17 protein-coding genes and 1 pseudogene are annotated in these 22344 nt (G+C 38.5%); 13 read left to right on the forward strand and 5 right to left on the reverse strand.

Annotation, left to right across the window (positions count from 1 at the left end; genetic code table 11):
- Positions 1 to 109 precede the first annotated feature (109 nt).
- A complete protein-coding gene (gene cls / locus AC2INI_RS08675) occupies positions 110 to 1564 on the forward strand; it encodes a cardiolipin synthase (protein ID WP_122033102.1) in 1455 nt (484 codons plus the stop codon).
- A gap of 109 nt (positions 1565 to 1673) precedes the next feature.
- On the opposite strand, the gene folE is transcribed toward cls, so the two are convergent.
- A complete protein-coding gene (gene folE, locus AC2INI_RS08680) occupies positions 1674 to 2327 on the reverse strand; it encodes a GTP cyclohydrolase I FolE (protein ID WP_486304622.1) in 654 nt (217 codons plus the stop codon).
- A 153-nt stretch (positions 2328 to 2480) separates the two neighbouring features.
- Here folE and moeA point away from each other — a divergent pair, with 153 nt between their 5' ends.
- From moeA to pstB, 6 genes are all read left to right on the forward strand, one after another.
- The gene (moeA, locus tag AC2INI_RS08685) at positions 2481 to 3725 is read left to right on the forward strand and encodes a molybdopterin molybdotransferase MoeA (RefSeq protein WP_486305714.1); all 1245 of its coding nucleotides are present in this window, start codon (positions 2481 to 2483) and stop codon (positions 3723 to 3725) included.
- An 11-nt stretch (positions 3726 to 3736) separates the two neighbouring features.
- A complete protein-coding gene (gene moeB, locus AC2INI_RS08690; RefSeq protein WP_122033105.1) occupies positions 3737 to 4486 on the forward strand; it encodes a molybdopterin-synthase adenylyltransferase MoeB in 750 nt (249 codons plus the stop codon).
- Between the two features lie 243 nt (positions 4487 to 4729).
- A complete protein-coding gene (locus AC2INI_RS08695; RefSeq protein ID WP_122033106.1) occupies positions 4730 to 5551 on the forward strand; it encodes a phosphate ABC transporter substrate-binding protein in 822 nt (273 codons plus the stop codon).
- Positions 5552 to 5626: 75 nt separating this feature from the next.
- A complete protein-coding gene (gene pstC, locus AC2INI_RS08700) occupies positions 5627 to 6553 on the forward strand; it encodes a phosphate ABC transporter permease subunit PstC (protein ID WP_045102395.1) in 927 nt (308 codons plus the stop codon).
- A gap of 4 nt (positions 6554 to 6557) precedes the next feature.
- Entirely contained in the window at positions 6558 to 7415 is an 858-nt protein-coding gene (gene pstA / locus AC2INI_RS08705) for a phosphate ABC transporter permease PstA (protein WP_486304623.1), read from the forward strand.
- Between the two features lie 78 nt (positions 7416 to 7493).
- Positions 7494 to 8243, forward strand: coding sequence for a phosphate ABC transporter ATP-binding protein PstB (pstB, locus tag AC2INI_RS08710; protein ID WP_045102397.1), 750 nt, complete (start codon positions 7494 to 7496; stop codon positions 8241 to 8243).
- A 75-nt stretch (positions 8244 to 8318) separates the two neighbouring features.
- Here the strand turns inward: pstB and lplA are convergent.
- Positions 8319 to 9335: pseudogene (gene lplA / locus AC2INI_RS08715) on the reverse strand (lipoate--protein ligase).
- 179 nt (positions 9336 to 9514) lie between these two features.
- On the opposite strand from lplA, the gene AC2INI_RS08720 reads away from it, so the two are divergent.
- Positions 9515 to 10105 carry a porin family protein gene (locus AC2INI_RS08720; protein ID WP_122033108.1) on the forward strand — a complete coding sequence of 197 codons (591 nt, stop codon included), beginning with the start codon at positions 9515 to 9517 and terminating at the stop codon, positions 10103 to 10105.
- Positions 10106 to 10177: 72 nt separating this feature from the next.
- Positions 10178 to 10810: a YccT family protein gene (locus AC2INI_RS08725; RefSeq protein WP_486304624.1), complete on the forward strand. Its 633-nt coding sequence runs from the start codon at positions 10178 to 10180 to the stop codon at positions 10808 to 10810.
- Positions 10811 to 10913: 103 nt separating this feature from the next.
- Here the strand turns inward: AC2INI_RS08725 and AC2INI_RS08730 are convergent, their stop codons facing one another.
- Positions 10914 to 12554, reverse strand: a complete 1641-nt coding sequence (locus AC2INI_RS08730; protein WP_486304625.1) for a methyl-accepting chemotaxis protein — start codon at positions 12552 to 12554, stop codon at positions 10914 to 10916.
- A 127-nt stretch (positions 12555 to 12681) separates the two neighbouring features.
- A complete protein-coding gene (torS, locus tag AC2INI_RS08735; protein ID WP_486304626.1) occupies positions 12682 to 15561 on the reverse strand; it encodes a TMAO reductase system sensor histidine kinase/response regulator TorS in 2880 nt (959 codons plus the stop codon).
- Positions 15562 to 15635: 74 nt separating this feature from the next.
- On the opposite strand from torS, the gene torT reads away from it, so the two are divergent.
- A complete protein-coding gene (gene torT / locus AC2INI_RS08740; protein ID WP_486304627.1) occupies positions 15636 to 16631 on the forward strand; it encodes a TMAO reductase system periplasmic protein TorT in 996 nt (331 codons plus the stop codon).
- Positions 16632 to 16698: 67 nt separating this feature from the next.
- Positions 16699 to 17154: a methylglyoxal synthase gene (locus AC2INI_RS08745; RefSeq protein WP_486304628.1), complete on the forward strand. Its 456-nt coding sequence runs from the start codon at positions 16699 to 16701 to the stop codon at positions 17152 to 17154.
- Between the two features lie 101 nt (positions 17155 to 17255).
- Here the strand turns inward: AC2INI_RS08745 and helD are convergent, their stop codons facing one another.
- Complete coding sequence (helD, locus tag AC2INI_RS08750) at positions 17256 to 19319, reverse strand: DNA helicase IV (RefSeq protein ID WP_122033114.1); 2064 nt, start codon at positions 19317 to 19319, stop codon at positions 17256 to 17258.
- Between the two features lie 168 nt (positions 19320 to 19487).
- Here helD and yccS point away from each other — a divergent pair, with 168 nt between their 5' ends.
- Both yccS and AC2INI_RS08760 read left to right on the forward strand, forming a co-directional pair.
- A complete protein-coding gene (gene yccS / locus AC2INI_RS08755) occupies positions 19488 to 21665 on the forward strand; it encodes a YccS family putative transporter (protein WP_486304629.1) in 2178 nt (725 codons plus the stop codon).
- A gap of 134 nt (positions 21666 to 21799) precedes the next feature.
- Complete coding sequence (locus tag AC2INI_RS08760) at positions 21800 to 22297, forward strand: glycine cleavage system transcriptional repressor (RefSeq protein WP_486304630.1); 498 nt, start codon at positions 21800 to 21802, stop codon at positions 22295 to 22297.
- Positions 22298 to 22344: the final 47 nt, after the last annotated feature.

Consider the following 22344-nt stretch of genomic DNA (forward strand, 5'->3'; position numbering starts at 1 on the left):
AAAACCATCAATACCCTTTATTTTGTAAATATTTTCCTTAATTCCTACTTATTTCTTGCGACTCCTGATTTAATATAGATTCACTTACTATTCTTATTATCGAAGGCTAATGGATAAATTTTATCAAGCGCTTACTCTTATCGGTTTTATCTTATACTGGCTTTTAGTAGCTGGGGTAACCATACGTGTTGTTTTCAAACCAAGACCCGTTGGCGTCTCACTCGCCTGGTTAATGATCATATACATTATCCCTGTTCTTGGGGTAATCGCTTACTTTCTTATTGGTGAGTTAAATTTAGGCCGTACCCGAGGCGAGCGAGCGAAAGCAATGTTTACGCCTTATGAAGAGTGGTTTGCACAAGTTCATCACTGTCAGCATCACCAACCAAACTCGATATCTCATCGAATTTCATCAATACACAACCTTTGTTCTAATAGAGTAGGCATTCCCGCACTCAGTGGGGACACCTTATCTCTACTTAATACCCCCTCAGAAATACTAACCGCGATTGTTCGAGATATTGAAACAGCAGAACATGAAATCAATATGGAGTTTTACATTTGGCATCATGGTGGATTAGCCGATAGTGTTGCCAGTGCATTAATCAAAGCCGCAAAACGAGGAGTAACAGTTAACGTACTTTTAGATTCGGCAGGTAGTATCGATTTTTTCAAAAGTCACTGGCCAAAGCTGCTTAAAGATTCGGGTGTTAACATCGTAGAAGCATTAAGCGTAAGTCCATTTCGTATGTTCTTCCGTCGATTAGATCTACGCCTACATCGTAAGATAGTTATCATTGATAATAAGGTGGCTTACACAGGCTCAATGAACTTGGTTGATCCTCAGTACTTCAAACAAAACTCAGGCGTAGGACAATGGGTAGATGTTATGATTCGTCTTACAGGACCTAACGTCGCCGTGTTAAATACCATTCACGCATGGGATTGGGAAGTAGAAACAGGGATAAGAGAATTACCCGCCCTGCCTGAATGCCCTATTTCAATCGACCCATTTAACCATACAACACAAGTGGTTCCATCTGGGCCTGGTATGCCAGATGATATTATTCAACAAGTTCTAATTACCGCAATAAATCAGGCAAGAAAATCAATCACCATCACTACGCCTTATTTTGTACCAAGCGAAATACTGTTGCATACGTTACGGACTACTGCTCATCGTGGGGTTGAAGTTAAGCTAATTTTGCCTAAAAAGAATGATTCTTTAATGGTTAGCTGGGCCTCAAAATCTTTCTTTGAGACTCTATTAAAAGCAGGCGTTCATATTTATGAATTCAATGGCGGCCTACTACATACCAAATCAGTAGTGATTGATGATAGCTATTGTATTATCGGTACCGTTAATTTAGATATGCGTAGCTTTTGGTTAAATTTTGAAGTCAGTTTAATCGTTGATGATCCTGAATTTACCAAACAACTAGCTTGGGTTTTAAACGGTTATCTAGAACAATCGACCCCTATTGAACTTGCGGTATGGCAACAGCGAAACTTACCGCATAGATTTACTGAACGCTTCTTCTCAATGTTCAGTCCCCTTCTGTAAAAATTAAACGATAAAAAAGCCCGTGACTTATTAAATCACGGGCTTTCTACTGTCTGTTTGTTATCTTTAATCTTTAATCTTTAATCTTTAATCTTTAAATAACTAATATCTAGCGGATACCGCTTAAAAACTCATGTCTTGTTGCTGGATTTCTTTTAAAAATCCCACCAAGCGCTGTTGTTGTCGTGCTGCTTGTTGCATCCATAACACCGCGAGACTTAACACAGTAATGCGTCGCTTCCATCGTAATCGCCACATCATCACTGCCAAGTAAGGTCTGTAATGCCACTAAAATTTGTTGTGTCATACGCTCTTGAACTTGTGGACGCTGCGCAAAGAAACGAACGATACGATTAATTTTTGATAAACCAATGATCTTTTCACGAGGAATGTAAGCAATCGTAGCTTTTCCATCAATAGTGACTAGGTGATGTTCACAAGTACTGGTTAGCGTAATATCGTTTACTCGCACCATTTCATCACAGTTCATTTTATTATCAATTACAGTGATTTTTGGGAAGTTTGTATAATCTAAACCAGAAAAAATTTCATCTACGTACATTTTCGCAATTCGATGAGGTGTTTCTTCTAAACTATCATCAGTAAGATCGAGGCTTAATAACGTTAAGATTTCACGCATGTGTTCTTCTATACGTTCTTTTTTCTCTTCGCGACTAATTCCATTTTCCTTCATTGGCGTCTCAAGACCACGCGCAACGAGAGCGTCACGTACTAATATGGCTGATTCACTGAGTGATGACATCGTATACTCCAAATTCCATAATCAATTGAACTTCGCTAAGGATACCCGCTCTGTGACAGAAATACACCCTGATTTTGCTAGGTCTATTAGATGTTATTAGTCAAAATATGGTAATGTTCTGTCATTATTACTATTAATCTAGAGAGTACCATGATGGATTGCTGCGCAACTCAAGATTTGATCCCAGTAGAAACCGCTTTAGAGACCCTTTTATCTCAAGTTTCTCCTATTTCATCAACAAGCACATTAGCATTAGCTGACGCAATTGGCTTTGTATTGGCTGAAGACATTTGTTCACCAATCAATGTTCCTCCGTTTGCTAACTCTGCAATGGATGGTTATGCCGTTCGTATCTCTGATTTAAAACAATCTTTAACACTACCTCTAGCTGGTAAATCTTTTGCTGGGACTCCTTTTGAAGGTCAATGGCCAGAGAAAACAACCATTCGTATCATGACAGGCGCAAAAATCCCTGAAGGTTGCGATGCTGTTATTATGCAAGAACTGACATCTGATTCAGAAGGCAACATTACCTTTGATCTTACTTTAGCTGATGTAAAACCACAGACCAACATTCGCCCAATTGGTGACGATGTTGCTCAAGGTCAAACTGTATTAGCAAAAGGTCACCGCTTAACACCGCGTGATATTCCCTTAATTGCCTCGTTAGGCATTAATGATATTCCGGTAGTTAATAAACCAAAAGTGGCTTTCTTCTCGACAGGTGATGAGCTTAAACCACTAGGTCAGCCGCTAGAAGATGGTCAGATCTATGACAGTAACCGCTATGGTATCAAAGTACTCATCGAACGCTTTGGTTGTGAAGCCATTGATTTAGGTATCATTCCTGACTGTCCTGAAACACTAAAAGAAGTGTTCTTAAAAGCAGATAAAGAAGCGGATGTCGTTGTTACTTCGGGTGGCGTAAGCGTCGGTGAAGCGGATTATACAAAAGACATTCTAGATGAACTTGGCCAAATTGGTTTCTGGAAGCTAGCAATAAAACCAGGTAAACCTTTCGCATTTGGTAATTTACCAGACTCTTATTTCTGTGGATTACCGGGGAACCCTGTTTCTGCCATGCTAACCATGTACGTATTAGTACAACCAATGCTAGCGAAATTAGCAGGTCATACGCAGTGGGAAGCTCCAAAAGCGATTCCTGCCGTTGCAACGACTCTATTTAAAAAACGTCCAGGTCGTACTGACTACCAACGTGGTATTTACTCTATTAATACTCAAGGTCAGTTTGAAGTAGCAACCACAGGCAACCAAGGCTCAGGCGCGTTTAGTTCAATGAGCATGGCTAACTGCTTTGTGGTACTAGAGCGAGAACGTGGCCGTGTTGAAGCCGGTGAAATGGTCACTATTGAATTGTTTAATTCCTCTCTATATTAAGAGTATTTTCAATGACTGAATTAACCGATCAAGAAATGCTACGTTATAACCGTCAAATCATTTTACGCAACTTTGATTTTGATGGCCAAGAACGCTTAAAAGAGAGCTCAATACTTATTATTGGTGCCGGAGGCTTAGGCTGTGCGTCAAGCCAATACCTAGCAGCCGCAGGGATAGGTAAGATCACACTTGTTGATGACGATACCGTTGAGCTCTCTAATTTACAACGTCAAGTGCTGCATTGTGATGAGACGATTGGTGAGAAAAAAGTCATCTCTGCAAAAATGGCATTAAATCGCATTAACCCTCATTGCCAGATTGATACGTTTGATAAGCGCTTATCTGATGATGAATTGCGTTCACTTATTGCAAGTCATGATCTGGTTTTAGATGGCACAGATAACGTAGATACTCGTAATCAACTTAATCGTTTATGCTTTGAATCTAAAACACCGCTTGTATCTGGTGCTGCGATTCGAATGGAAGGTCAAGTAAGTGTTTATACTTATCAAGCTAACGAGCCGTGCTATCAATGCCTAAGCAGTTTATTTGGTCAACAAGCACTTACCTGTGTAGAAGCGGGAGTGATGTCTCCTGTTGTTGGGATCATTGGTGCTACACAAGCGCTAGAAGCTATTAAAGTATTAGCGAACTATGGTCAGCCATTAATCAGTAAATTGCTAATGTTAGATGCACTTTCTATGAGTTGGCGTGAAATGAAGCTAGCAAAAATGCCTAATTGTTCTATTTGCAGCTACTAAAAACAGTTTTATTCATTTAATTAAAGGCGGTGACCCCATAAGGCTCACCGCCTTTATTTTTATTCGAACAATAAAAATATCTATTAAAAACAAATAGAAATAAAAAAAATCACTTAATAAAAATTCCCACCTCTCCCTTCTGTCATACACTTTTAAGAAAACTGAAATATTACTGTCACATAAATTTTCTAAAGTGGCCTCGTCAACTTAATCCGGCACGTATGCCTCATAAAGGAAATGAAAATGAAAAAGTCAGTTATCGGCGCACTAGCAATTCTGAGTTCAGTAGTAGCATTACCAACATCAGCGAAAGAAACTATTTCTGCCGTTGGTTCAAGCAGCGTGACACCTCTTATGGAAATGTTTTCTGAAACTTACATGAAAGAACATTCAAACGTATACATCGAAGTTCAAGGACCTGGCTCTTCAGCTGGTGTAAAGGCGGCAAAAAATGGCTCTGCTGATTTAGGCATGTCATCACGTAACCTTAAATCATCAGAAAAAGAAGCAACATTAAAAGAACTGATTGTTGCACATGATGGTATTGCGGTTGTCGTTAACCCAAGCAATACACTTAAAGGACTAACATCAGAGCAAGTGACTGCTATCTATAAAGGCGAAGTTAAAAACTGGAAAGAGGTTGGTGGTGAAGATAAGCCAATCGTTGCTATCACTCGTGATACAGCATCAGGTACACGTGGCGCATTTGAAGACATCATGAGCCTTAAGAAGAAAATATCTGGAATGAAAGTTTCTGCTATTTCGCAACGAGCTCAAGTTGCTAATGGTAACGGTGCGCTAAAAACAATGGTTGCAAGTAACCCATATGCCATTGGTTATATCTCTCTAGGCACCGTTGATAACTCAGTTCACGCACTGGCTATTGATAACGTAGAACCAAGTGTTGCTGACATTAAAAATGGCACATACAAAGTATCTCGTCCTTTCCTTGTTCTTTACAAAGAAGGTAAGCCATCTGCTGAAGCTGACAAATTCCTAAACTGGATGACATCAGAAACAGCTCAAAATCTTGTAGAAAAGAAAGGCTACATCTCAGTAAACTAATTATTACCTTTTTGCCTGACCTGCGAAGGTCAGGCATTTTTCCATTTCGAATTTTTCGACATGTGAGTATTTATTATGACCATCGCAATGAATAATCAAAATACACTCAAGCAAGATAAACCGTCTCAAAGTCCATTACGCCAAAAGAAGCGCGTAGATTGGCGAGAGCGTATTTTCCATGCATTATTTCTTAGCTGTGCCGTCATCGGTACGCTATCTTTGGCTACTATTGCCTACTTTATCGTTAAAGAAAGTATCCCTGCATTTCAACAAGCTGGCGTAAGTGGCATTGTCTTAGGACAAGATTGGCTACCACCTGCATTGTATGGTGTCTTCACCATGATTGTAGCGTCAGTAGTTTCTACTCTTGGTGCTGTCGTTGTTGGTGTTCCGGTTGGGATATTAACCGCTATTTTTATCGCTGAAATCGCACCAAAGCGCGTTGCTAATATTATTCGCCCAGCCGTTGAACTACTTGCTGGTATCCCATCCGTTGTTTATGGTTTCTTTGGTCTGGTTATTATTGTTCCATTAATCCAAGACGTATTCCAAGTTCCTGCGGGTAACACCATCCTTGCTGGTATTATCGTACTAGGCGTCATGATTTTACCTACTGTAATTACGGTATCAGAAACATCGATTAGAGCTGTTCCTGCAACGTACAAAGAAGGTTCATTGGCGTTAGGTGCTTCTAAAATATTCACCATCTTCCGTATTCTTCTTCCTGCTGCTCGTTCTGGCATCATGACAGGCGTTATTCTTGGTATCGCTCGTGCTCTTGGTGAAACCATGGCAATCATCATGGTTATGGGTAATGCACCAGCAATGCCTGAAGGTATCTTAGATTCAGCTCGAACGCTAACAGCAAACATCGCGATTGAAATGTCTTATGCAAGTGGTATTCACGCAAGTGCATTGTATGCAACAGGCGTTGTGCTTCTTGTATTTATCATGTCTCTTAATGGCATCCTTCTTTATCTAAATCGTGAAACAGCGAGATAAGACAATGAATAAATTAAAAAAGCAACGTCATATTAAAGACCAAATTGCCGCAGGATTCATTTGGTTATCAGCAGCAGTTACCGTCGGTTTCTTATTTTGGATTATCTGGTACATCCTATCGAATGGCCTACAACACGTAAGCTGGTCATTCATCACAGATAATTATACTCGTACAGGCGAAGAGCACGGCATCTTCCCAATGATTATCGCAACTCTTTATATGGTATTAGCATCGATTGCCGTTGCTGCGCCACTTGGGATCATGACCGCCATTTACTTAACAGAATATGCCAAAGTCGGCAGTAAACTAGTCAAGGTTATCCGTTTTTGTACTGAATCATTAGCTGGTATTCCATCGATTATCTTTGGTTTATTTGGTATGACTTTCTTTGTCGGAATTCTAGGTTTAGGCTTCTCTATCTTATCGGGTGCATTAACACTAAGTATCTTGATTTTGCCTGTAATCATTCGTACCACCGAAGAAGCATTGATGGCAGTACCTCAAACATTTCGTGAAGGCTCATACGGACTAGGCGCATCAAAAATATACACTATCTGGCGTCTGATTTTACCAAGTGCGATGCCTGGTATCATCACTTCTGTTATCTTGAGTATTGGTCGCGTTATTGGTGAGTCGGCTCCTGTATTCTTAACGGCAGGTATGGTTGCTCGTATTCCTGATTCACTGCTTGATTCAGGCCGAACGTTAACGGTTCACCTATACAAGCTAACCACAGAGCTATTTACGATTGAAGAGTGGAACCAAGCTTACGGCACAGCAACAGTATTGATTGTGCTTGTATTAATAATTAACACGCTAACCAAGTTATTGGCTCGAAAAATCAGCAAAGCGTCTTACTAATTTATTAATCAACTTATTAATTATCACTTATTATTCGCTGATTGCACGGCATAAGATGCAGTCAGTAAGGAAACGACAATGAACAAATTTAATATTGAAAATCTAGATCTTTTTTACGGCCAAAACCAAGCACTAAAAAGCATTAACTTACCTATTCCTGCAAAACAAGTGACCGCGTTAATTGGGCCATCTGGTTGTGGTAAATCAACCTTACTTCGTTGTTTGAACCGCATGAATGATTTGATTGAAGGCGTAAAAATTACAGGGCTTGTAAGTCTAGATGGTGACGATATCTACGGTAATATTGATGTTGCCGACCTGCGTATCAAGGTAGGAATGGTTTTCCAAAAAGCGAACCCATTCCCAATGAGTATTTATGAAAATGTTGCGTATGGCTTAAAAGCACAAGGCGTGAAAGATAAGAAAGTATTAGATGCCGTTGTAGAGAAATCATTACGCAGTGCTGCATTATGGGATGAAGTTAAAGATCGTTTAAAATCTCATGCTTTTGGATTATCAGGCGGCCAACAACAACGTCTATGTATTGCACGCACGATTGCAATGGAGCCAGATATTATTCTAATGGATGAACCAACATCGGCACTGGATCCAATAGCTACGCATAAGATTGAAGAGCTAATGGAAACCCTAAAGAAAGATTACACCATTGTGATTGTGACTCACTCAATGCAGCAAGCGCGTCGTATCTCAGATAAAACAGCTTTCTTCTTAATGGGTGAATTAGTTGAACACGATGACACACACGTTATTTTCTCAAACCCTAAAGACGACCGTACTCAAGGTTACGTGAACGGCGACTTTGGTTAATTAAGAAACACATATTATAAGAAAGCGATGGAAACACTTGCCCCTCTAGCTAGGGGCTTTTTTATGTCTCTCTACTTATGCAATAGCCGTTTTTATCCACGCTTTTAGCTCTGCGAGTTCATTTAGATTGTTAGGAAAAACATCACCTACTTGACTAATTACTTGGTTGAACGTTTCAACGTTATAAGGTTGGCCAATCAAGGCGTTTGTTAACATCTCTAATGGTGCAGGGTCAAGGCTGTCAGTAAAGAGTTTTGCATTAACTATCTGGGCTTTTTTTATGTCTAGGTGAAGATCAACGCCACCCCATACAAAACGCTCACTTAATGTTTGAGTGAACTCAGGGCTACGACCAAAGTTCCAATCCCAGCTACTCTGCTGTTCGAAATTAGCGATAAAATTAGGTAAGTCTGGCAATGAATCCAGTGAGATATATTCAGGTTCTACCGTTTCATTATAATAAGAGGAAAAAGCCGATAAAATAGCCTCTGAAACACTTTCATGACTAATATCTGGATTGATTTCACTTAAATTGGTCACGCGAGAACGTACTGAGGTAATGCCTTTTGCTTGAAGTTTTTTAGGGTCTGGATTTAAATAATTCGCTAGTCGGCTTAGATCAGCATTTAATAGCAAAGTTCCATGATGAAAGCCTCTATCCATTGTTTCTCGATACGCTGAGCCTGAAAACTTCCTTTCCCCTTCTTTACTCTCAACTACGAGATCATTTCGCCCCGTCGCTTTTGCTTCTATGTTCAGTGTAGTGAGCGCATCTAAGATAATACGAGTCGACTGTTCTTTATTGTATTCTGGCTTACCTGTCATAAACGTAAAATTAGTATTACCTAAATCATGAAATACAGCCCCACCACCACTTTATCGGCGAGCAAGAGTAATTCCATCGTCTTCCATTTTTCGAGTATTACATTCTTTCCATGGATTTTGAGCTCGGCCTATTACGACACAATCTGTATTGCGCCATAAAAAAAGCACACGTTGATCGTTAGGCATAGAACGAAAGATACTTTCCTCAACGGCTAAGTTAAACCAAGGATCATAAGAAGTAGAAACAAGCACTCGAATCGTTGACATAAAATAATTCCAAACACGTTTATAAAGCGAGGTGAATTCTAATATAACGTATTTTTGTTTTGTGAGTAAATATTACCGAATGTTGTTGAAAACTATGTATGAAAATGTTACCAAATTGTTTAATTCATTCTCAAAACAAACTAAACTAGGTTAAATAAATACTTATCGGTGATATATCTATGCGATTCTATTATTTCTTTTTAATTACTATTTTTTCATTTTCAGTAAAAGCAGACAAATCAGGTTACTACATTACAACCAATATCGAAAACTCTTCCGTCACTTTCTTGGGAGTACAAACTGACTTAGATGGAGGATTTAATTTAAAAGGAGGTTATGACTTCCCGATAAGTGAAACCTTTTATATGTCAGTAGAGCTTGAATATAATAATATGGGGAGTTTTGATTATGATTGGAAAGAAGGTAATGAATACGCTAAAAGCCACATTGACGCACACTTTTTTGGAGCAAATTTAAAATATCGAGCTTATGTTTTTGAATCAGATTTCTTTATTACCAGTATGTTTGGTTATGGTTATTACTATCTAGATATGGATATTGATTTTTACCTAGAAGACAACAACTTAGGCTATATAGGAAAAGGAAGCCAAAGTCGTAGTGCTTTAGGCCTATCTTATGGCTTTGAAGCGGGGTATGACATCAATGAACACTTTAGTCTTACTGCTGGTCATAATATTGCGCGTGCAATAATGGATGGTATTGGTTATGACTTTGGCACAACTTATGCTGGAATTAGCTACAACTTCTAAATCAATATTATCATTCCCTTACACTTATAATCTAAGTACACTTAATCAAATTATTATGATTAGGTGTACTAAATGAAAATCCATTCTCTCTTTGCTGCCAGCCTTTGTATTCTCTCTTCTGTCAGTGCACAAGCTGCGATTCAATTAACCGTTCCTGGTGACGTTGAGCTATTACTGGTTGATAACCAAGAAGTGGAACTTGAAAGTTCTTTTTTCTCAACATCATCTACGCTTGAATTAGAAAATGGCGAGCACCAAATTGCCTTTAGATATAACCCAGTATTTAAGCAAGGAAAAGATAATATCATTGTATCGAGTGACATTATCATTTCTAAATTTTCAGCGTCAGATACTGACGTTACGTTTAAATTCCCAACCTATAATTCACCAGAAAAAGCAGAAGCTTTTAATACTGAGCTGAATTGGAACTTAATTGATAAAAACGAAAAAACAATCCCATTTGCTCAAGCTCAACTCATTCACCATGGTGTTCAAGTCGGTCGAAATATTCAATTTGAATTAGCACAATTTAATACTACAAGTAACCCTGCCGCTTTCAAAGAAGGTATGGTGACCGTTACTCATAAAGAGATCAGAAACGAACAAGGTGAAAATACTGCAGAGCAAATGCTACATTATTGGTATGAAAAAGCGGATAAAGAAACAAAAGAGCGTTTTATTTCATCAGTCTTAGAGACTAAATAACACTCTCTATCATAAGAAAAAAAACAGCCCATAACATATTATGGGCTGCTTTATTTATAACCTTGTCTACCAACTAAAATTAATATAAATATAAATATAAATACTAAACTTTAAATTGCGAGACTAAATTATCTAATCGCTCGCACTGCTCAGATAAAGCAATACAAGCATTCTCAGAGCTACTCACCATAACTACCATTTGCGTACTATTATCTGCAATACGTTGCACGTTAGCATTCACATCACCGCTAACATGATTTTGCTCATTAGCCGCGGCTGCAATGTGAGTATTCATGTCATTCATGATAACAATAGCGCTCGTAATTTGTTGTAATGACTGTGAAGCTTGATTTGCTAATTCAATCGTTTCTTGGCCACTTTGAGTGCTTGATTCCATTGCCGTAACAGCTTCTTTTGCTCCAGCTTGCAAGCGCTCAATCATTTTCTGAATTTCACCAGTGCTGTCTTGAGTTTTACTTGCTAACGCTCTTACCTCATCTGCTACAACAGCGAAACCACGACCTTGTTCGCCGGCACGAGCCGCTTCAATTGCTGCATTTAATGCGAGTAAGTTTGTTTGCTCAGCAATGCCTTTAATAACATCAAGTATTGAGGCAATATTAGATACATCACTATCTAAGGTATGTATGACTGAACCAGCTTGTGTAATCTCATCCGCTAAGCTTTGAATCGAAATAACCGTCTGTTGTAAAATAGTTTCTGTTGTTTCGGCTTCTGATGTTGCACCTAGACTTGCTTGAGCTGCTTCATTTGCACTCTCATTTACAGTACTGCTTGTCACTTGCATTTCATGTACAGCAGCAGCAACAACTTCACTCTCTTGTTGCTGACTCGAAGAAAACTCAGCAATATTTTTTGTTATACCTTGAATATTATCCATTTCAGTTCGAACGGTATTAGATGAAATAATAACATCAGATACAGTGCAATGGATTTTTGAGACAAATAAATTAAATGCTTGCGCTAATTTTCCAATTTCATCCTCAGAAGACACAATAATACGTTGTGTTAGATCCCCATCACCAGAAGCAACATCTGACATTGCTTGTTCAAGAGATTTAATCGGCTTTACAATCCACTTAATTAGTAACCAAATAGTAAATAAAGCAAACAGGATTGCACTTCCTGCACCAACCTCTGCAATAAGCTTTATAGAGTCGATACCTTCACGATTCAACTCTCTTAGCTTAAGTTGCTCAGCCATGATCAAACGACTAATAGACTTTAATTGCTTACGCATAGTCTTAAATTGTTCATCTAACTGCTCACTATTTTGTTGATAGTACTGTTGAGCATTATTTGGGTCAGAAAATAAAGGTTCATATAGTTGAATCCATTTTTCTGCAGCCGTAATTAAAGTAGTCAATTCAAACTGTGTGTTAGAAGGCAAAATATTTGCTTGATAGAGCTCTTGTACTTTCTTCATGCGAGGAAGTGCTTTATATGCATTATCTTTAAATTCAAAAGTATGATGCTCAATTTCTGCTACTGTTGTTGATAACATTAGCCCCTGCACTGCCGCTGTTACTTGATAAAGATCTCGATAAGCATCTTCCAAGTTTTCATTCACAGGTTGAACAAGTTCAACAAGCTTATAGTTAATCTCTTCCTGCTGATTTAATTTTACAACCGTTAAAATAGAAATAATGCTAAATAGAAAAACAATCGCCAATAATGGAATTGCTATTTTATATCCTACCGATAAACGTCCAATTTGTTTCACTAATCTCTCCAAGATAAAAACAACTAATAAATTGAATTATATAAAGAAATAACAATAATTAACTGATAAATATCATGAATACATGAAATTAAATTCATTTTAATATTAAATGTTTTTGAATTTAATTTCACTTGTCGAAAAACTGCTCAATCGCTACCAATGCGTCTTCATAAACTTTATTTAACTCTATTGAATCACAGTCTGAGACATTCCCTTTTTTACCATTATCTTCATAAGCATGGCAAAGAGCATGAAGCTGCATTAGTCCTAAGCTTCCTGCTGAACCTTTCAACTTATGAGCTAACTGATTTACTTGGTACGCCTCTCCACTGTTAATCGCTTCTTGCAATAAAAGGACATTTTCTTTAGATGAGTGTTTAAATAAACCAATGATTTTAAGCATGCGTTCTTCGCCTAATACAGCTAAATCACCTTGAAGTACTTTTTCATTTAATATCATTGAATTCTCTTCTATTATCTCAGTGGCTATTTGGGGCCAATTCTCAGTCTCGATACACTCATTTATACCTTGAGTTTGATACGCCTCACTCAAAAAGCGATTCAACATTTTAATTAATTGATTTTCAACTAAAGGTTTTGCTAAAAAACCATCAAAGCCTGCAGCTAAATAGCTCTCTACATCTTCATCAAATACATGAGCAGAAACAGCAAGTATTGGGGTGTATTCATTGCTACCTTCTTTTTCTTGCTCAATATCTCTTAATCTTTTTTGTAATGTTACGCCATCGGTATCTGGTAAATTAATATCAAGAAGTAACATATCAAATTTCTCTTTTTTCAATGCTTCTTCGGCAAGTAAACCTGTATCAACAGCGGTTACTTTATGCCCTAAACGTTCAAGAAAACCAACTGCAACCATTTGATTTACAGGGTTATCCTCAACTAAAAGTAAATGAGCAGAAGGTACTTCGGGAATAATGCTATCCTCGTTAGGTACAGTAATACAGTGCCCTTCCTCTAATTCTAAAGAGAACCAAAATGTGCTCCCTAACCCTTCTTTAGATTCCACACCGATTTCACCATCCATCGCTTCAATAAGACGCTGACTAATTGCTAACCCTAAACCTGTGCCGCCATACACTTTCTGACCTTCTTCAGCTTGAGTAAAGGCTTCAAATAAGCTGCCAATTTCATGTTTAGCAATTCCAACACCAGTATCTACAACTTCAAATAGCAGTGTGGTATCTAAAATAACGTGTAATTGAATTGTGACACTTCCGGTATGAGTGAATTTAACCGCATTACCAACAAAGTTATTGAGTACTTGTCGAATTCGAGTGCAATCTCCAATCCACCACGCAGGTAAGTCAGCAGGAACATCAAACGCTAAGGTAATACCTTTTTGTTGTGCTCTGGAGCTAAATAGGTGGTGAACATCAGAGATCATTGAATGAATATTAAAATTGACTGCCCGAATAGATAAATGACCGGCTTCTATTTTTGAGTAATCCAAAATATCATTAAGTAAATCAAGAAGGTTTTCACCACTGCGGTTAATGATATCGACATATTGCTTCTGTTGTGCCGTTAAGCCACTACCTCGGAGTAATTCTCCTGTACCGAGCACACCATTAAGAGGTGTTCTAATTTCATGGCTCATGGTTGCTAAGAATGCAGATTTCGCTCGGTTCGCTTGTTCTGCTAAATCTCGTGCTTTGTCATGATTGATAATTTCCACATTCAACAGTTCGTTACTGGATTTTAATTCTTGGGTTCTCTGTGCAATTTGTAATTCCAAACTGTCTTTATAATCTTGAAGCTCTTGTGCTGTATCACGGGCAACTAAGATCGAGCGCCCCATTTGAGCTAGTTCATCATCACCAGAGGTATCTAACTCAATATCCAGTTTTCCATTTGCAACATCGGTAATCGCTTGTTCATATTGGTTTAGTCTCATGATCACGCGAGCATAAACATAGCGCCACATAATATAAATAACTAAACATAGCCCTAATAAGGTGATTGAGATCAGTAGCTGCTGTACCACTTTAAGTACAAAATTCACATCAGCAACCGCTTGCTGAGTTACGTCATTGGCTTGTTCAAGCAACTGAGCTATCGTGAGGTTTAGTTCTTGAAATTGATGTATATTCTCGTCACTTAATGCTTTGAGTTTCTTATTAATATTAACCAATTGGATCAGTTCACTGAAAAGGCGTTCACTTTTGGTAAGATTATTCGCTAGCATTAACATTTGTTGCGTTCGACTCGGATCTTCTACCGCTTGCACACGACGAGTAATAATCGTCATATCACGAGTAAAATCTTGGCGCAGTTTCTCAACTTTAGCGATATTGTGGCTATTTCTTGCATCATCGATAGTATTGACGACTTTAAAGGTCAATAGACGTAATTCATGTAACCGTTCCGCTAAATCAAGATCGATCTCAACCAAAGTATCCAATGCTTTATAAACAGCCTCTTTATCACCATTATCGACTAAATCGTAGATCTTAACGACATTTGCAATCGTAATTGTATTCGAATTCAATACTTGAGAGCGTGATAGCTCTTCTAACTGCAGTGCGGTTTTTGTTAATTTCTGACTTTTTTCTTGAATAAGCTGATGTAAAACGACCTTTTCACCAACGTTATTACCCATTGTTGCTAAATTATCGACGATCTCTTGAACTTGACGATCCAATCGAGTCAGTAGCGCTTTATCAAACGGATAGACCCCTAACCCTTTTAAACGAACGTATAAACTTTCAATCGACGTGAATAACTCTTTACCGTAAGTTTTTCGCTCTTGTTCAGAATCGACTTGGGATAATAACTGAGATGTGGAAATGATCTTAGTGCTCAAGTCCGAGATATAACGAGCTTCAATTACCGCAGGAATAGCAGAATCAATCACCGTTCTTTCGGTTTTTTCAACATATGAGAAGCCAAGAACCCCCACGACAGACCCAAAAGCCATCAGGGCGATCATTACCATGAAAGTAAGAAACAGCTTGCGACCGATCCCTGTAGAAGCAAATAACATAATCTTGAATACACTTTAGAAAAAGAAGTAATGCGAGTATCATATCACCAACCTAAAGTCAGTGCGAAGAGACCATGAAACTTACTTTTAATCCCATAATTATTCTACTATTTTCAATCTTGCTGTCTCCCCTTGCGAACGCAAATGAATCATGGAAGTTATGTGCTATTTACCCACATTTAAAAGATTCCTACTGGCTTTCTGTTAATTACGGCATGGTTGAGGAAGCAAAACTCAATAACGTTGAATTAACCGTCTATGAATCTGGTGGCTACCCAAATGTCGACCGTCAAAAAAAACAAATAAAGCAGTGTGTCTCACTTGGTGCAGATGCGATTATTTTAGGGACGGTTGATCCAATTGCTTATCAAAGTGACTTAAAAGCGCTCACTGGAAACATACCGGTTTTTGCAACCGTAAATCAATTAATCAGTTCGTACCCGCCGAATGCGCCTTATCATCTAGGCGAAGTTGGTGTTGATTGGTATCAAATGGGATTTAAAGCCGGCCAATTTCTCGCCGAGCAGCACCCAAAAGACTCGGGGCTTACCTATGTCGGCTGGCTTCCTGGGCCTAAAACTCGTGGAGGTACAAAGCCTGTAACACAAGGCTTTAATGATGCAATCAAAGAGAGTGACATTATCGTTAGTGCAACCTATTGGGGCGATAACAGTAAAGAGCTGCAACGTAATCTTATTCAAGATGCGCTTCAAAGTGAAAAATTAGACTATTTGGTCGGTGGTGCTGTCGCAATTGAGGTGGCTATCAGCGAATTAGCGAGCCGAAAGATGCAAAACCAAGTAAAACTGGTCTCAACTTATCTAAGCCATGCGGTCTATCGCGGTTTACTTCGTAAACGTGTGTTATTTTCTCCTACCGATAAAATGGTACTACAAGGCCGACTCAGTATTCAGCAAGCTATTGGCTATTTAAATAAGTCTCCATTGCCTTTTAGATTATCGCCAACCATTGAGGTATTAACACCTCAATATTTACCAAAAAATGTATTACTTGATTCTCTTTCTCCGGCGGAATACCGTCCAACGTTTTTTGTGGCAGCACCACAATAATTGCATTGTCATTTGATTGAGATAAAAAAGAATTAGTCTGTAAGAAATTAAAAAATAAGGAACCTTAATGAAAAAGACAACACGGATTATCCCAGCCCATAAAAATATCGCGCTTGTAGCTCATGATCATTACAAGCCAGAACTTCTACGTTGGGTAAAAGAAAACAAGGAAGCATTACAAGGTCATTTTTTATTTGGTACAGGTACTACAGGCAACATGCTTAGCAGAGAAACTGGCCTAGCAATTAAAAGTCTATTAAGTGGGCCTATGGGGGGAGATCAACAATTAGGAGCATTGATTTCAGAAGGTAAAATCGACATGATGATCTTCTTCTGGGATCCCCTCAACGCAGTGCCTCACGACCCTGATGTAAAAGCATTATTACGTATCGCGACAGTTTGGAACGTACCTGTTGCAATGAACCGCTCTAGTGCGAAATTAATGATCACATCACCAAATATGACTAAAGAGCTTGAAATTGAAATCCCTGATTACGAAGCGTATTTAGCAGAACGCCTATAATTACTTTTCTTTCTCTCAAATAAATAAAAAGCCCTTACTTCTATTACTCATAGTCAGCAATAGAAGTAAGGGCTTTTTTATAACTATGATATAGCTACATATTATTCAATGATCACTGGGTAATCTTTATCTACTAATTCCTGAACAAAAGGAGAAGGTTTACCGTGATAAACCACCCACGCTTTTCTTTTTGCTCTGGTTAATGCCACATAAAATAAACGACGCTCTTCCGCATAACTAAACTCTTCTTCGTGAGGAAGTAACGCCCCATCAAGCGACTCTGCTCTTGATTTCATTGGGAACTGCCCCTCTGTCATCTCCACAATAAAGACATAATCCGCTTCGGTTCCTTTACTGGCATGACAGGTTTTATATTCCAAGTTTAGCCCTGGGTAATATTTCAGCCATTCGTCAAAATTATCCGGTTTATGGTTATGATTGCGCCCTAAAATAACGACATTCTCACCTTTACGCGCATTCTTAGATAAAGACAGTAATTCTTTTTCTATTGAACTGTGCTCTATGACTTTAACCGCTTTTCTCTTTTGCTTAGTAAAACTTATCAACTCTTTTTTAAGCTGCATTGGGTTTTCTTGAACAAAGCGATTCGCAACCGCACCAATTTGATCATTAAAGCGATAAGTTGTCGATAACTGAGCTATTTGAGTTGATTGAAAACGCTTTTCAAATCCAGTCGTTAGCGATACATCTGCCCCTGCAAAGCGATAAATAGCTTGCCAATCATCACCAACAGCAAATAACGTCGCTTTAGTATTGTGAGTATTTTCGTTATGACAAATCGCTTCAATTAAATCCAAACGTTGAGGCGAAATATCTTGGTACTCATCAACCATCACAAAAGACCAAGGCAAATCGTATTTTTTGTCATTAATATATTGCTTAGCTTTTGAAATCATCAATTCATAATCAATGGCTTCTTCGTGCTTTAATGTTCGCTCATACGCTTTAAAAAATGGCCAAACGATATTTAATTCACTTTTCAAACGAGCAGAATCCACATGGGTTTCGATTCGTTCAACAATCACTTTCTTATCAAGTTGCAAAGCATTTAATTGGCAAATTTGCTTATACAGCCACTCTTGCAACTTTTCGTTATGTGACTCTTCTTTTAAATCAACATCCCCTCTCAAGTAGGCTATCGGCCACTTTTTAAGGTGCTTTTTCCAACGATTGGTTGCTGTCGCATTTTTCCATTCAGAATCAAGAACATGACTAAACCACTCTTTACGTGACTTAACATCGGTCACTAAACAAGACAGTTTTGGTTGTTGATATTCAACATGACGAATAATATCTAAACCAAGTTGATGAAAGGTCGCTACTTTTACTTTTTGTCCAATATCAGATCCCAGCTTTTCTATAATCCGACCTGACATTTCTTGAGCTGCTTGACGACCAAAAGCAAGTAATAAAATCTCATCAGCTTGGGCTTGGCCACTTTCAATTAAATAGCGTACTCGTGCTACAAGTACACTGGTTTTTCCTGAACCCGCCCCAGCTAATACTAAGGTGTGATCTTCATTTAATAATAATGCACTTTGTTGAGATTCATTTAATGGCTGAGATTCACATTCAGAAAAGAACGCTTTCCATTCTACTTTTTGCGCTTCTAACCATGTTTCATTCAGCTCTTTTAGTTGCTCTTCTGGATCGGTGAGCCAATTTAATACCGGAGCAATACAGTCTGGTTGCAGCTGCTCGGCAAGTGGTATTGAAAGACCTGTTTGCTCAAAAAGATCATACAGCTTTTCAACCATCATTAAGGCTTCAGTTTGTTTAAGAAAACGACGTTGAGAAACAAAACTCTCTACTAAATCTAGCATTTGTGGTTTTAGCTGATTTAACATCGCTATCTTAGATTCTTTCCAATCGGCATAGGCATTTAAAACCGTATTGATAATGGCATCACACTCTTGCCACGGTAAGCCTGAAACTCGCCATGCCACTTTCTCATTACGATTGTAAAAACAAAGAGAACCCCAAACCAACCCTCTTTGAAAAGTCACCTTTCCACTCCATTTATCAAATGGCACCGATACTTGGAATTTATGTGAGGTAAACAACAGCTGCTCTGCTTCTAATTCAAGCTGATAATAGTCACCCTGAACTAACCACTGAGCGAAAGTGGTTGCTTTGATCTGCATGATTCAATACTACCTAAAGATAAGTTAACTCGAAGAGTGCCTAGGATATCAGGTTCTTTTTTTGTTGTCCCAGATCAGTATTAAGACAATGATCTAGTCTCTTATACTTTTTTATCGATAGGACTTTGTTATGATGGATTTTTTCCACTCGATTAGATAATACCTATTGTGACTTATCGCCAAATTTTTCGCCAATACTGGGCCAATAAAACCATCAATTTTAGCGTTCGAGTATTGCTCGCTTTAGTTGGTGCTGTCATTCCTTGTTGGTATTTAGAACAAAACACTGCAATTATCCCTTTAATTCTTGGCATCATTGCTGCCGCTTTAGCTGAAACAGAAGATAAACTTTCAGGCCGACTTAAGGCGCTTTTTTTAACCTTTATCTGTTTTGCTATTGCTGCTTTCTCTATCGAGCTACTTTTTGATACCCCTATTTTATTTGCGATTGGGCTCTTCTGTTCAACAGTTTCCTTTATTATGCTTGGGGCATTGGGGCCTCGTTACGCAAGTATCGCGTTTGGTTCATTACTGATTGCTATTTATACCATGCTGGGGGCTGCTGATAGTCCAAACCTGTGGTATCAACCGATGCTACTGCTAGGAGGTGCCGCTTGGTATTATTCCATCTCACTTATTTGGCAAATTTTCTGGCCTTTGCAGCCTGTTCAACAAAATCTCGCCACCGTATTTGAAACCATGGCAAGATATTTAGATATTAAAAGTGAACTATTTCATCCGGTTACTAACTTAACGCCTCAACCTTACCGTCTTCAAGAAGCCAAAAATAATGCTCAGATGGTAACAGCACTAAATAACAGTAAAACGTCGTTACTCACTCGTGCTCAAGGCGGACATGTTGTGGGAGCCAGTGACCGTTTTTTAAAGATCTATTTCATTGCCCAAGATATTCATGAACGCGTCAGCTCTAGCCATTATCGCTATCAAGATCTTGCGAATACCTTTAATCGTAGCGATATTCTCTTTCGCTTTAAGCATTTGCTTCATAGCCAATCTTTAGCCTGTAAGGAAGTTGCGCGCTGCTTATCGCTTGGCTTACCCTATCAACATGCCCAAACTTCAATTTTTGCTTTAGACGAGTTACAACAATCGTTAATTGCATTAAAAGAACAACAACGACCAGAATGGCGATTGTCTGTTATTCAGCTTGAATATTTGTTTAGTAATCTAGCGACAGTAGAGCGCCAATTTGCCAATATCAGTAACCCTGAACACAGTTTAGAGCTTGAAGAAGACACCGTTTTAGCAGACCAAGTTGCACACACGCCAAAAGCAATGTGGCAGCGTTTAAAAGCAAACATGACAACAGATTCCGTTCTGTTCCGTCATGCAATTAGAATGGCTCTCGCCCTCACTGCTGGGTATGGCATTATTCAAGCCTTTGATTTAGATCGTGGATATTGGATTTTATTAACCACTCTGTTTGTTTGTCAACCAAACTACAGCGCAACAAAAGAAAAACTCGTTGCTCGTGTTGCAGGAACTATTATTGGTTTATTAGCAGGGACCGCACTCTTAGTCTTGTTCCCATCTCTTGATAGTCAACTGGTTCTCATGGTCATCGCTGGAGTATTATTTTTTGCTTTCCGTCTTGCTAACTACGGCTTTGCAACAGCCTTTATCACCATTTTGGTTCTGTTCTGTTTTAACCAATTAGGTGAAGGTTATGCGGTTATTCTACCTCGATTAGGCGATACTATTGTTGGCTGTATTTTAGCCGTAGTTGCTGTAACTTACATCTTACCCGACTGGCAATCTAAGCGTTTACATAAAGTCATGGCTGATACGGTGAATGCCCATCAAGATTATTTATCTAATATAATTTCACAATATCGAGCAGGAAAAAAAGATTCTTTACAGTACCGCTTATCTCGTCGACAAGCTCATAATAATGAAGCGGCACTTAGCTCTGCAATCAGCAATATGCTTATCGAACCCGGTAAGTATCAAACCGCGGTTGATGAATCCTTCCGTTTTCTTTGCTTATGCCATGCGATGTTAAGTTATATTTCAGCTCTTGGTGCTCATCGTACGCGCTTAAAAGATGAAGAAACACATCAGCTAGTCGCAGAGTCTCACCGTATTATTCATGCGCATTTAAATCAAATTCAATGCCAACTCAATAATACGGATTGCAGTGATAGATTAAATATTTTTGCGGAAGAGAGCATTGAAAGGAAGCTTTCTGAATGGCGTGATGAAGATGAAAATTCAGTAAGAATGGTATTGCAACAACTGCATTTAATTCATCAAATTTTACCAGAAATGCACTCTCTTTCAGAAATACTAAGCACGAGAACTAAGAGAGACAAAATAGAACAGTAAACTTTGAAGTTGATCTATTTGAGCGGTTAATATGTTGATGTTTATCAAACATTTTCACAACAAGACGTCTACACTGATACTAATGCTATTACTTATTGAATAGAACAATAATAACCTTAGTTGGAGGCTTCACTATGAAAAGTGTATTTATTGCTGCTTTTGTTGGTATTTCTAGCCCAGACCTAATTAAACGCTTGGCTTCGGTGACTCATGAAGAAGGGGGAAAATGGTTAGTAAGTAAAATCAATTACCTTGATACTCATATTTCTGCAGTCATTAAAATAGAAGTCCCTACGGCTCATAAAAAAACGGTCCAAGACTACTTTGCCTCACAAGATGACTTACTGGTTACTTTTACCGACGCATTAGAAACGATTATTGAAAGTCAACATACTCAATTGAAAGTAGATGCAGAAGACAGAGCCGGTATCGTCAATGACATCAGTAATATACTGCAAAAAGAATCGATTGAATTGATTGATATGGACAGTCATCGTATTGGAGTTCCAGCGAATGGCACCAGTGTATTTACCGCTACATTAAGCTTAAAGTTACCGATATCAACCAATATCAATGACCTAGCAGCAGAAATAGAAGCACTAAGTAATGATATGGTCGTTACCATTATCTAAACTTGGTAAGAGATAATTATAAAATGGCAGCCTAATACACTGCCATT

Source organism: Aliivibrio friggae (assembly GCF_057368515.1).